Origin of the sequence: Mycobacterium helveticum (assembly GCF_007714205.1) — a bacterium.
GTDB lineage: Bacteria > Actinomycetota > Actinomycetes > Mycobacteriales > Mycobacteriaceae > Mycobacterium > Mycobacterium helveticum.
In genome coordinates this window covers 1-12914 of sequence record NZ_VMQU01000019.1, presented here as the reverse complement: position 1 = coordinate 12914, position 12914 = coordinate 1, and the positions used below count along the sequence as shown (strand labels likewise).

Here is a 12914-nt window from a genome sequence, read left to right as displayed (position 1 = left end):
GCATGGACTGGCCCGCGGTCGCGGCGGCGGTGGCGGCGGACCTGTCCGCGACGGCCCCGGTCGCGGTCACCCTGGCCAACCGGGTGATCGCCTGCTCGGCGGCCGCTCGCGCGGCGGGGGTGCGCAGGGGGCTGCGCCGCCGGGAGGCGGCGGCCCGCTGCCCGCAGCTGCACGTGGCGACCGCCGACGCCGACCGCGACGCCCGTCTCTTCGAAGCGGTGATCGCGGCGGTGGACGATCTGGTGCCCCGCGCCGAGGTGCTGCGTCCCGGGCTCCTGGTGCTGCCGGTGCGCGGGGCCGCCCGCTATTTCGGGTCCGAGCAACAAGCCGCCGAGCGGCTGATCGACGCGGTGGCTGTGAGTTCAGTGGCCGGTGCCGAGTGTCAGGCCGGGATCGCCGACCAGCTGTCCACCGCGGTCTTCGCCGCGCGCGCGGGCCGGGTCGTCCAGGCCGGGAGCGACGCGAAATTCCTGTCGGCGCTGTCGATCCGCCAGCTCGCCGCCGAGCCGAGCCTGGCCGGGCCGGGCCGGGCGGAGCTGGCGGACCTGTTGTGGCGGATGGGGATTCGCACCATCGGGCAGTTCGCCGCGCTGCCCCGCCCCGACGTGGCGTCCCGGTTCGGCGCCGACGGGGTCACCGCGCACCGGTTCGCCCGCGGCGAGCCCGAGCGGGGGCCGTCCGGACGGGAGCCACCGCCGGAGCTCGAGGCCGTGCTGGACTGCGATCCGCCGATCGACCGGGTCGATGCCGCGGCGTTCGCCGGCCGATCGCTGGCGGGCGCGCTGCATCAGCAGCTGATGGCCGCCGGGGTGGGATGCACCCGGCTGGCCATCCACGCCGTCACCGCGTGCGGCGAGGAGCGCAGCCGGGTCTGGCGGTGCGCCGAGCCGTTGACCGAGGACGCCACTGCCGACCGGGTGCGCTGGCAGCTCGACGGGTGGCTGAGCACCCGGAATGCCCGGGCCCGCCCGACGGCCCCGGTGACGCTGCTGCGGCTGCGGGCCGTGGAGGTGGTGTCCGCCGAGGCGCTGCAATTGCCGCTGTGGGGCGGCCCGGGCGAGGAGGACCGGCTGCGGGCCCGCCGGGCGCTGGTGCGGGTGCAGGGTCTGCTGGGTCCCGAGGCGGTGCGGGTGCCGGTGCTGTCCGGTGGCCGCGGGCCGGCCGAACGCATCACGTTGGTCCCGCTGGGCGACGAACCGGTGCCGCGCGCCGACCCCGGCCCGCCGTGGCCCGGTCGGCTGCCCGAGCCGTCGCCGTCGGTGTTGCTCGACGAGCCGGTGGAACTGCTTGACGGCCAGGGGAATCCGGTGCGGGTGACCGGCCGGGGGCTGTTCTCCGCCGACCCCGCGCGAATGATCGCCGGTGGCGCCGACGAGCGGCTGTGCTGGTGGGCCGGCCCGTGGCCGGTCGACGAGCGGTGGTGGGACCCCGACCGGTTCCCCGCCGGGGCGGGGAACCGCACCGCCCGTGCGCAGGTGCTGCTGGAAAGCAACCGGGCGCTGCTGCTGTGCTATCGCAGGCGGCGCTGGTACCTCGAGGGGAGTTACGAATGAAATTGGGTGTCAACGTAGTCAGAGTTATCCGTTGCGGCGCCACGTTTCTGCAGGCCCGCCTCGGCCACCGGCGAGCGCGGCGCGTGCACGACGCCGTCGACAGCGCCGAGGGCCGGGGCGCAGGCGTAGGGCCGGCCGATTCCCGCCGCGGTGGCCCCCATCGCGCCGGCCTTGATGATGTCGTCGACGCCGATCTCCCTGGCGCGCCGCGCGTCGTCGGAGTGGCAGATGCCCTTGATCATCAGCGGCAGCTTGGCGCCCGCCGGGCACCTGAGGGTAGTTCCCGCCGGCGGGCGCCACCCGGTGACCCGGGTGTCCAGGGTGACGCGAACGATCTCCATCCGGCGAACCCTCACGGTTCCTCAGGCCAACCGACGCGCGAACGTCCCCACCCGTTCGATGAACCTGTCGAAGAACGCCGCCGGGTCAACCTCAACACCGATGAGCGCGTTGGGTTCTCGGCGTCCCGACCAGTCGGTCACCGTCATGCCGCGGGTGTGGGCGCCCGTGAGCTCGACGTCCACCGTCGCCGGGCGCGCCGTGACGAGTTCGGGCTCGAGCGCCGCCGCGGCGGCCAGCGGGTCGTGCAGATGGGCCTCGAACCCGTGCCCGTTGTCGTGGTAGGCCTCCAGGTAGAACCGCATCGCGTCCTCGATCACCCGGATCAACGGATTGGACGCCGTCGACCGGGTGCCGCGTTCGTCGTTCGCGCTCATCGGCGTGGTCGAGGCTGATGTCGACCCCGCGGCGGCCGCCAGCCTGGCGAGGTGGTCGGGCGTCATCGCCACGGTGCGGGTCAGGTCCAGCCCGCACAGGAGCGGCAGCGGCCCCCGCGGGCCACCCCACGCCGTGAGCACCTCGGCGGCGGCCTCCGGGTCCACGCTCATGTTCCATTCCGCCACCGGGGTGACGTTGCCGCGGTGGTCGTAGGAGCCGCCCATGATCACCAGCCGGCGCAGCAGCGTCGGCAGCGCGGGCTCGGCGCGCAGCGCCAGCGCCAGGTTCGTCAATGGGCCGGTCGCCACGCCGATCAGCTCACCGGGGAAGGCGTGCGCCGCGCGCACCCACGCCGTCGCGGAGTCGTGGCCGGTGAGCTCCAGGGCGCTCGGCGGCAGGTCGGCGTACCCCAGCCCCCGGGGACCGTGCACCTTCGAGGGCGGCCGCATCGGTCCGGTCAGGGTGTCGCCGGATCCCTTGGAGACGGGCACCCCGCTGATCCGGCACAGCTCGAGCAGGCCCAGGTTGTTCTCGCAAACCTGTTCCACCCCAACGTTTCCGCCGGTCGAGGCGATGCCGACCAGGTTGGCGCCGGGGCTGCCCAGCAGATACAGCAACGCCAGCGCGTCGTCGACACCGGTGTCGACGTCGACGAATACCGGGGTCACCGTCGCAAGACTACCGGGACGCTCACGGCCACCGGGATGGTGGGCAGGGATGCCGCAATCGCCTGCGGCTGAACGGAAACCGCCCTACCAGTGCACCCCGGGCATCAGCCGCACCAGCCGCCTGACCGGCCGGAGGCCGCGAGCGGGGTGCCGGGGCCGACGTTCGGGCGGCCGGGGCGCGGCAGGGACGGTGGGCAGCCCGCGCGCCGCCGCCGAATCGGGGTAGCCCAGGTAGAGCTGGTGCAGGAGCCGCCGCGACAGCCGCGGCGCGAAGTAGTGGCCGGCCTCGGCGAGGGTGCCCAGCGGGGGATCGATGCGCGCCGGCTTCTCCACCAGACCGCGTATCACCATCGCGGCCGCGCGCTCGGGGCTGATCGGCGGCACCGGATTGAGCCGGTGCGACGGCACGATCATCGGGGTGGCCACCAGCGGCATGTGGATGTTGGTGAACGTGATGTGGTCCGACAGCGTCTCGGAGGCGACGACGTCGGCGAACGCGTCCAGCGCCGCCTTCGTCGGCAGGTACGAGCTGTACTTGGGGTTGCGGGCCTGCACACCGGCGCTGGAGACGTTGACGACGTGGCCGAACCGGCGTTCGCGCCAGTGCGGCAGCAACGCCAGCACCATGCGCACCGCACCGAAGTAGTTGACCGCCATCACCCGTTCGTAGTCGTGCAGCCGGTCGGTGGAATTGACCACCGAGCGGCGGATCGAGCGGCCGGCGTTGTTCACCAGGTAGTCGACGTGGTCGAAGCGGCCGAGGATGTCTTTGACGGTGTGCTCCACCGACGCGGAGTCGGTGACGTCGCAGGGGAAGGCGTGCGCGTCACCGCCGTCGGCGCGGATCTCGGCGACCAGCTCGTCGAGCGCGTCGCCGCTGCGGGCCAGCGCGAACACCGTCGCCCCGCGCCGGGCGACGGCGACGGCCGACGCCCGCCCGATGCCGCTGGAGGCCCCGGTGATGATGACGTGGCGGCCGTGCAAGGGTCCTTGCGGGTGGTCGCGGCGGGCGCGGTCGGGATCGAGGTGTTCGGCCCAGTACCGCCACAGCTTCGGCGCGTAAGCGGCAAACTCGGGAACCGTGATCCCGCTGCCGTGCAAGGCTTTCCGGGTCTGCTCGCTGACCAACGTGGGCTTGAGGTCGACCACGTCGAAGATCTCGGCGGGGATCCCGAGCTGGGTGGCCGCCATGTCGCGCAGCACCCGGGCGCGTCCGCGCGCCTTCAGCAGCGGCGCGGCCAGCGAGCCGGGCAGCGACCCGCGCGCCGGCGGCAGCCCGGCCGTCTTGGCGAGGCCGCGGTAGATACCTTGCAGGCCAATGTTTTTCGGAGCGGTCAAGTGGAACGTCTGGCCATCGCGACCGTCGGCGTGCAGGAGCGCGACCAGCGCGTCGGCGACGTAGTCGACGGGGACGATGTTGGTGCGCCCGGTGTCGGGCAGCAGCATGGGGGTCAGCGTGGGCAACACAGCCAGCTTGGCCAGCACGCCGAAGAAGTAGTAGGGCCCGTCGACCTTGTCCATCTCGCCGGTGCGCGAATCGCCGACCACCACCGCCGGGCGGTAGATGCGGTGGCGCAGCCCGGGCGCCGAACGCACCAGCGACTCGGCCTCGAACTTGGTCTGGTGGTAGGCGGTCGGCAGCCGCTGGCCCACGTCGAAGTCGTCCTCGGTGTACGCGCCGGCGAAGTTGCCCGCCACGGCGATCGACGACACGTGGTGCAACGTGGCGTCCAGCCGCAGCGCCAGGTCGATGACCGCGCGGGTGCCCTCGACGTTCGCGGCCCGTTGTTCGGCCGCCCCGGCGGTGATGTCGTAGATCGCCGCGCAGTGCACGACGTGGTCGACCTCGCCGAGGTCTTGCAGGGTCTGCTCGGTCAGCGCCGGGTCGGGGAGTTCGCCGACCAGCGGCCGGGCCCGCTCACCCCACTCGGCGGCCAGGCGTTCGAAGCGGCCGAGCGACCGGCGGCGGACCAGCACCCAGACCTGGGCGTCGGGCCGGTGGTCGAGGAGGCGAGAGACGATGCGGCGACCGATGAACCCGGTACCGCCGGTAACGACATACCGCATGCAGCCATCGTGCGGGTCGCCGCCGCACCCGTCAACCGTGCCTGCGTGAATCTGGTGATCAGTTGGCGAAGTTGCGGATGCCGTCCCAGTCGACCAGCGTCCAGCCCGTGACCGGGTTGCCGGTGAGCACCACGCGGCCGACGTTGGGCAGGGGATGGTTGGTCAGCAGGCTGTTCTTGCCGTTCTTGGCGTTCATCAGCGTCCACACCATGATCGCCGTCCCCTGGGTGACGGCGACGGGTTTGGCGTGGCCGTCGTTGTAGATCTTGCGGACGGCGGCGGCGAACCGGGAGTTGAACTCGCTGCCGCTGGTCGAACCCGGGACGCTGTCCTGCCGGTCCCCGTTGAGCCAGTCCGCCGGCGCCAGCAGGTACGTCGCGGCGGCCATCGTCTCGGGTTTGCCGTTGTACCAGCCGGCGTTGATCGGCCGCAGCCCGTCGAGGACCTCGACCTGCTTGCCCATCTCGCCGGCCAGTGGCGCGGCGGTCTGCTGTGCATCGGCCATGTCGGAGGCGTAGACGGCGTCGAAGTCGTGATGGGCGTGCGTGACCTGCTGGGCCTGCCCCGTGCCGTCGGGGCTCAGGCCGGGGCCCGGGATCGAGGTGTCGATCAGCCCGTCGGCCTCGGCCTGGGACTGCGCGTTGCGGACGAAGGTCAGGGTGATGCTGCGTGCCTGCGGGGCGCCACCGCCGCAGGCCCCGACGACAACCGCCGCGGCAAGGACGGCCACCGGCTTCCAGATCTTGGTGCGCGTGGACATGGCGATAGCCTGCCCTGCCGACGCCGTCGGGGGGAAGGGTTTGGGATGGTTGGGTGCAGAAATCCTCGAAAGGAGACCCTCTCATGGCGATTGACCCGAGTGCCGTCGGCGCGGTGACCGAACCGATGGAGTTCGCCTGGACCGACCGGGACACGATGTTGTATGCGCTCGGCGTCGGCGCCGGCCTCGACGACCTGTCGTTCACCACCGAGAACAGCCACGACATCACCCAGCAGGTGCTGCCCACCTACGCGGTCATCTGCTCCCCGGCCTTCGCGGCGGCGGGCAAGATCGGGACGTTCAACCCCGCCCTGCTGCTGCACGGCTCGCAGGGCATCCGGCTGCATGCGCCCCTGCCGCCCGCGGGCAAGCTGTCGGTGGTCTCCGAGGTCGCCGACATCCAGGACAAGGGCGAGGGCAAGAACGCCATCGTCGTGCTGCGCGGCCGCGGCACCGACCCCGCATCGGGCGAGCTGATCGCCGAGACGCTGACCACGCTGGTCATCCGCCAGGCGGGCGGGTTCGGCGGACAGCCCGGTCAGCGGCCGGTGGCCCCGGAGATTCCCGACCGCGAACCCGACGCGCGCATCGCGCTGCCCACCCGCGAGGACCAGGCGCTGATCTACCGGCTCTCCGGGGACCGCAACCCGCTGCACAGCGACCCCTGGTTCGCCAGGGAGCTGGCCGGGTTCCCCAAGCCGATCCTGCACGGCCTGTGCAGCTACGGGGTGGCCGGCCGCGCGCTGGTCGCCGAGCTCGGCAACGGCGTGGCCGCCAACATCACCGCGATCGACGCGCGGTTCACCTCGCCGGTGTTCCCCGGCGAGACGCTGACGACGCTGATCTGGCGCACCGAACCGGGCAGGGCGGTGTTCCGCACCGAGGTGTCCGCGCCGGACGGTTCCGACGTCCGGGTAGCGCTGGACGACGGCGCGGTGGAGTACGTGCAGGGCTAGTGTCCCGTTCGAGTGTGGGCGCCGGCAGTGCCGAACAGCCGGTCCGCCCATGCGGGTTGGTCGCCGTCCCGTCGACGCCCGCGCGGTGCGGGCCTGGTGTGCCTGGCCGCACGGGCCAAACCGGAACCGCCGACACGAATGACATTTCACGCAGATATCAGGGGCGGTATGCGGGGATGACCAACGATCACAAGCTAATTCGCGCGGGCGTCACTTAACCGGCGCGCCAGCCGGTCGGAGAACTCGCTCACCTGGGCGGGGCTGTCCAGCCCGAACAGCGCGGCGGTGGCGCGGTCACCGTCCTCGTCGTGCCGCACGAGGATGGGCACGCCGCCGTCGCGCACCGCGTCGAACGCGTCCTCGTCGGTGATGTCGTCGCCCACATAGATCGGCGTCAGCGCGCCCGAGCCGGCCCGGTGCAGGTGCTCGAGGACCCAGCGCAGCGTCTTGCCCTTGTCCCAGTCGATGTCGGGGCGCAACTCGATGACTTCGCGGCCCGTGGTCACCCGCAGCGCGCTGTGCCGGCCGGCGCCGCGCACCGCTGCCGCCACCTCGCCGACGCGGTCACGCGGGGCGTTGCGGTAGTGCACGGCGACGCCGAATCGCTTGTGCTCCACCATGACCCCGGGAATCGACCCGAGCCGCCAGCGCAGCTCGCCGGCCGCTTCGGTCAGCACGGGGATGGCCGCGGCCGCGGCGTCGTTCTGGTGGTGTGTCCCGTCGGGCGCGGTCAGCTCGAACCCGTGGCTGCCGGCGTACCAGATTCCGGGCACGCCGACACGGCGTGTCACGTCGGCCAGGTCGCGGCCGGACAGGACGGCGACCGGGCACTGAGCGGCCAACCTCTGCAGCGCCGCGGTCGCCCCCGCGACGGGCCGGGCCGCGTCCGGGTCGTCGACGATGTCCGACAGGGTGCCGTCGAAGTCGTAGAACACCGCCGGGTTCGACGGCGGGTCCAGGGCCTGCGCCGCGTCGGGAAGCTGCGACATCCGGTGGTCCCCGGTCCGTACCGTGAGCTCACCCACGTCGGCCACCACCGCGTCGGCGCCGGCCTCGTCCAGCGCGCCGCGCCGCCCCACCCCGTCTTCTCCCGTGACCACGCCGACGATCAACGCGAAACCGCTGCCGCGCGCGGCCGTGACCCCGGCGACGTCGCTCGCGACGACGACGCACCGGCCCGGCCGCACCCGCAGGCGGTCGGCCGCCGCGGCCGGGCCGTCGGCCCGTGCGCCGAACAGATCCGCCGGCGTGTCAGGGCGGTCGTCGGGCGCGAAGACGGCGCTGCCGAGTCCGACGTCCCGCAACCGGCGCACCACCGTCACCGCGGATTCCAGCGCGTCGCCCCCGGCATCGGTCACCGTGTCGAGGCCGAACAACACGGCGTCATGGCGGCGTGGGTCGATGACGACCGGCTCCGGCGTGCGCACGACCCAACCTTCTCATGGTGGCCGGTGCCATTGCAGCCGGGCCGGTGCCGCGCTTGCGCCGGCGGTGATGCCGAAGACGAGCCCGTCGCCGGAGCCGAGCACCGGGTGCTCAGCCGCGCGGCCGTCGGGGGATCGGCAGCAGGCGCTCCACCGTCCGGCCCGGCAGCCGTGGGCCGGGGAGGCTGGTCGCCATCGTCACCAGGTCGCCATCGTCACCAGGTCGCCTGGGGGGAGCCGGTTCAGGAGTTGTAAGAGATTGCCCCGCAACAGAGTTGGCAGGTGTTTCAGTGTCGAATCGACGAGACCGCGACCGGGCTGCCCGGCTTTGCGCCGGTTGTGCAGGGTGCGGAGTCGGCGCACCGGGTCACCACGCGCATCAGTGTATCGAACATACTTTCGATACGCTGATGCGCGTGGGCTGGTATGGGCTGGTTTAACGGGCCGCCGAGCTGGGCGGAGATGGAGCGGGTGCTCGACAGCAAACCGCGCCACGGTGGTGCGCCGTCGCGGCCCGACCAGGAGGGCCCCCTGTCGAGCAGGCGTGCGACCTACCAGGCTCCCGATGGCGGCCGGAGGGTCCGCTCGCCGGTCCCGTACGCCGAGTTGCACGCGCATTCGGCGTTCAGCTTCTTAGACGGGGCCGGCACCCCGGAGGAGCTGGTCGAGGAGGCCGCCCGGCTGGGCCTGCGCGCCCTCGCGCTGACCGACCACGACGGCCTGTACGGCGCGGTGCGGTTCGCCGAGGCCGCTGCCGAACTCGACATCCGCACCGTGTTCGGGGCCGAGCTGTCGCTGGGGCGTCAGAGTCGCGAAGGCGGCGACATTGGGGTCGGCGCCCGCACCGAGGCGCCGGATCCGCCCGGCCCGCACCTGCTGGTGCTGGCCCGCGGCCCGGAAGGCTACCGGCGGCTGTCGCGGCAGCTGGCCGCCGCGCACCTGGCCGGCGGCGAGAAGGGCAAGCCGCGCTACGACCTCGACGCGCTGACGCAGGCCGCCGGCGGGCACTGGCACATCCTGACCGGATGCCGCAAAGGACATGTGCGTCAAGCCCTTTCATCGGGAGGCCCGGACGCCGCGGGGCGGGCGCTGGCCGACCTGGTGGACCGGTTCGGCGCGGACCGGGTGAGCGTCGAGCTGACCCATCACGGTCACCCGCTCGACGACGAACGCAACGCCGCGCTGGCCGCCCTCGCGCCCCGCTTCGGTGTCGGCGTCGTCGCCACCACCGGGGCGCATTTCGCCCATCCGTCGCGCGGCCGGCTGGCGATGGCGATGGGGGCGATCCGGGCCCGGCGGTCCCTGGACGCCGCCGCCGGGTGGCTGGCCCCGCTGGGCGGTGCGCACCTGCGCTCCGGCGAGGAGATGGCCCGGCTGTTCGCGTGGTGCCCCGAGGTGGTGCGCGCGGCCGCCGAACTCGGCGAGCGGTGCGCGTTCGGGCTGGCGCTGATCGCCCCGCGGCTGCCGCCGTTCGACGTGCCCGACGGGCACACCGAGGACAGCTGGCTGCGGCACCTGGCGATGACGGGGGCGCGCGACCGCTACGGGCCGCCCGACCGGGCGCCGCGCGCCCACGCCCAGATCGAGCACGAGCTGAAAATCATTTCCCGGCTGCAGTTTCCGGGCTATTTCCTGGTGGTGCACGACATCACCCGGTTCTGCCGGGCGAACAACATTCTGTGCCAGGGCAGGGGATCGGCGGCCAACTCCGCGGTCTGTTATGCCCTGGGCGTCACCGCGGTCGACCCGGTGGCCAACGAGCTGCTGTTCGAGCGTTTCCTGTCGCCGGCCCGCGACGGGCCGCCCGACATCGACATGGACATCGAATCCGACCGGCGCGAAAAGGTCATCCAGTACGTCTACGACAAATACGGCCGCGACTACGCCGCCCAGGTCGCCAACGTCATCACCTACCGGGGCCGCATCGCGGTGCGCGACATGGCCCGCGCGCTGGGTTTCTCGCAGGGCCAGCAGGACGCCTGGAGCAAGCAGATCGGCCACTGGAACGGGCTGGCGGACTCGCCGGATATCCAGGGCATTCCCGAGCAGGTCATCGATCTGGCCAACCAGATCCGCAACCTGCCGCGACACATGGGCATCCACTCCGGGGGCATGGTGATCTGCGACCGCCCGATCGCCGACGTGTGCCCGGTCGAGTGGGCGCGCATGGCGGGCCGCAGCGTCCTGCAATGGGACAAAGACGACTGCGCAGCAATCGGTTTGGTGAAGTTCGACCTGCTCGGGCTGGGCATGCTCAGCGCGCTGCACTACGCCATCGACCTGGTGGCCGAGCACAAGGGCATCGAGGTGGACCTGGCCCGGCTGGACCTGTCCGAGCCGGCGGTGTACGAGATGCTGGCGCGCGCCGACTCGGTCGGCGTTTTCCAGGTGGAGTCGCGCGCGCAGATGGCCACGCTGCCGCGGCTGAAGCCGCGCATCTTCTACGACCTGGTGGTGGAGGTCGCGCTGATCCGTCCCGGCCCCATCCAGGGCGGGTCGGTGCACCCCTACATCCGGCGGCGCAACGGCATCGACCCGGTCGTCTACGACCACCCGTCCATGGCGTCGGCGCTGCGAAAGACGCTGGGGGTGCCGCTGTTCCAGGAGCAGCTGATGCAGCTCGCGGTGGACTGCGCCGGCTTTTCGGCCGCGGAGGCAGACCAGCTGCGGCGCGCCATGGGCTCCAAGCGCTCGACCGAGCGCATGCGGCGGCTGCGCGACCGCTTCTACGACGGCATGCGTGCGCTGCACGGCGCCGGAGACGAGGTGATCGACCGGATCTACGAAAAGCTGGAGGCCTTCGCCAATTTCGGCTTCCCGGAAAGCCACGCGCTGAGTTTCGCGTCGCTGGTGTTCTACTCGTCGTGGTTCAAGCTGCACCACCCGGCGGCGTTCTGCGCGGCGCTGCTGCGTGCCCAGCCGATGGGTTTCTATTCGCCGCAGTCGCTGGTGGCCGACGCGCGCCGGCACGGCGTGGCGGTGCACGGCCCGGACGTCAACGCCAGCTTGGCGCACGCCACCCTGGAAGATGCGGGAAACGCCGTCCGGCTCGGGCTGGGTGCGGTCCGCCACATCGGCGACGGCCTCGCGGAGCGGTTGGTGCAGGAGCGAAAAGCCCACGGCCCCTACGCTTCCCTGCTGGACCTGACCACCCGGCTGCAGTTGAGCGTGCCGCAGGCCGAGGCGCTGGCGACGGCCGGGGCTTTTGGCTGCTTCGGCATGTCGCGGCGCGAGGGCCTGTGGGCGGCCGGGGCCGCGGCCACCCAGCGTCCGGACCGGCTGCCCGGCGTGGGGTCGAGCTCACACGTCCCGGCGCTGCCGGGGATGAGCGAGCCGGAGCTGGCCGCCGCCGACGTGTGGGCCACCGGCGTCTCCCCGGACAGCTACCCGACGCAGTTCCTGCGGGAAGACCTGGACGCGCTGGGTGTGCTGCCCGCCGGGAAGCTGGGATCGGTGCCCGACGGCGACCGGGTGCTGATCGCCGGGGCGGTCACCCACCGGCAGCGCCCCGGCACGGCCCAGGGGGTGACCTTCCTCAACCTCGAGGACGAGACCGGGATGGTCAACGTGCTCTGCACGCCGGGGGTGTGGGCGCGGCACCGCAAGCTGGCGAACACCGCGCCGGCGCTGCTGGTGCGCGGGCAGCTGCAGAACGCCGGCGGCGCGATCACCGTCGTCGCCGAGCGGCTGGGCCGCATCACCCTGGCCGTCGGCTCGAGGTCCCGCGACTTCCGCTGAGGCCCGCCGCGAACGTGCACAAAACGACGCCGATCCACGGCGTGTCGCGTACGGACACGCACCCTCGCCGGGGGGCGCGACCCCGGAGGTAGGGTCCGCATCATGACCCTGAATCTGTCCGTCGACGAACTTCTCACCACGACCCGCTCGGTCCGCAAACGCCTCGACTTCGACAAGCCGGTGTCCCACGAGGTGCTGATGGAATGCCTCGAACTGGCGCTGCAGGCGCCCACCGGCTCCAACGCGCAGGGCTGGCAGTGGGTGTTCGTGGAGGACGCCGGCAAGCGCAAGGCGATCGCCGACATCTACCTCGCCAACGCTCGCGACTACCTCAGCCTGCCCGCGGCGCAGTACCCGGAGGGCGACACCCGCGGCGAGCGGATGGACAAGGTCAAGGATTCGGCCTGGTACCTCGCCGAGCACATGCACGACGCGCCGGTGCTGCTGATCCCCTGCCTGGAGGGCAAGGTGGACAAGGCGCCGCTGGGGCTGAGCGCGTCGTTCTGGGCGTCGCTGTTCCCCGCCGCGTGGAGCTTCTGCCTGGCGCTGCGCTCGCGGGGCCTGGGCACCTGCTGGACGACGCTGCACCTGATCAACGACGGCGACAAGCGGGCCGCCGAGGTGCTCGGCATCCCGCACGACAGGTACAGCCAGGGCGGACTGTTCCCGATCGCCTACACCAAGGGCACCGACTTCCGGCCCGCCAAGCGGCTGCCCGCCGACCAGGTCACCCACTGGGACACCTGGTAGGTCAGAGTCTGATTGCCGGCTACACGGCCCCGAAGTAGCCGTGCTGGCGCCACGCCTCGTACGCGGCGACCGCCGCGGCGTTGGACAGGTTCAGCGAGCGCCGGCCCGCCAGCATGGGGATCCGCACCTGCGCGGTGATGTGCGCGTCGGCCAGGGTCGCCGCGTCCAGCCCGGTGGGTTCGGGCCCGAACATCAGGACGTCCCCGGCCCGGTACCCGACGTCGGCGAACGCGGTGGGGGCCGCCGCGGTGAACGCGAACACCCGGGCCGGCATCAGCGCG

General features: G+C 72.4%; 9 protein-coding genes and 1 pseudogene. 4 read left to right on the top strand and 6 right to left on the bottom strand.

Annotation, left to right across the window (positions count from 1 at the left end):
* The first annotated feature begins 2 nt into the window (after positions 1–2).
* Positions 3–1553, top strand: coding sequence for a DNA polymerase Y family protein (locus FPZ47_RS06635; protein ID WP_144950041.1), 1551 nt, complete (start codon positions 3–5; stop codon positions 1551–1553).
* A 50-nt stretch (positions 1554–1603) separates the two neighbouring features.
* Here the strand turns inward: FPZ47_RS06635 and FPZ47_RS06630 are convergent.
* The 4 genes and pseudogenes from FPZ47_RS06630 to FPZ47_RS06615 form a co-directional block, all read right to left on the bottom strand.
* Positions 1604–1804: pseudogene (locus FPZ47_RS06630) on the bottom strand (lactate 2-monooxygenase); the annotation flags it as partial.
* 111 nt (positions 1805–1915) lie between these two features.
* Positions 1916–2938 carry a nucleoside hydrolase gene (locus FPZ47_RS06625; protein ID WP_144950011.1) on the bottom strand — a complete coding sequence of 341 codons (1023 nt, stop codon included), beginning with the start codon at positions 2936–2938 and terminating at the stop codon, positions 1916–1918.
* A gap of 84 nt (positions 2939–3022) precedes the next feature.
* Positions 3023–5005, bottom strand: a complete 1983-nt coding sequence (locus FPZ47_RS06620) for an SDR family oxidoreductase (RefSeq protein WP_144950013.1) — start codon at positions 5003–5005, stop codon at positions 3023–3025.
* Between the two features lie 58 nt (positions 5006–5063).
* Positions 5064–5765 (bottom strand): histidine phosphatase family protein, encoded by a 702-nt coding sequence (locus FPZ47_RS06615; protein WP_144950015.1) that lies wholly within the window; start codon positions 5763–5765, stop codon positions 5064–5066.
* 83 nt (positions 5766–5848) lie between these two features.
* Here FPZ47_RS06615 and FPZ47_RS06610 point away from each other — a divergent pair, with 83 nt between their 5' ends.
* A complete protein-coding gene (locus FPZ47_RS06610) occupies positions 5849–6721 on the top strand; it encodes a MaoC/PaaZ C-terminal domain-containing protein (protein WP_144950017.1) in 873 nt (290 codons plus the stop codon).
* 194 nt (positions 6722–6915) lie between these two features.
* On the opposite strand, the gene otsB is transcribed toward FPZ47_RS06610, so the two are convergent.
* Positions 6916–8148, bottom strand: coding sequence for a trehalose-phosphatase (gene otsB / locus FPZ47_RS06605; RefSeq protein ID WP_144950019.1), 1233 nt, complete (start codon positions 8146–8148; stop codon positions 6916–6918).
* Between the two features lie 423 nt (positions 8149–8571).
* Here otsB and FPZ47_RS06600 point away from each other — a divergent pair, with 423 nt between their 5' ends.
* Together FPZ47_RS06600 and FPZ47_RS06595 are read left to right on the top strand one after the other, a co-directional pair.
* Positions 8572–11883 carry an error-prone DNA polymerase gene (locus FPZ47_RS06600; protein WP_144950021.1) on the top strand — a complete coding sequence of 1104 codons (3312 nt, stop codon included), beginning with the start codon at positions 8572–8574 and terminating at the stop codon, positions 11881–11883.
* A gap of 102 nt (positions 11884–11985) precedes the next feature.
* Positions 11986–12633, top strand: a complete 648-nt coding sequence (locus FPZ47_RS06595; RefSeq protein ID WP_144950023.1) for a nitroreductase family protein — start codon at positions 11986–11988, stop codon at positions 12631–12633.
* Between the two features lie 19 nt (positions 12634–12652).
* Here FPZ47_RS06595 and FPZ47_RS06590 read toward each other — a convergent pair.
* The coding region (locus FPZ47_RS06590; protein WP_282593864.1) for a tRNA (cytidine(34)-2'-O)-methyltransferase at positions 12653–12914 on the bottom strand (262 nt) is incomplete at its 5' end.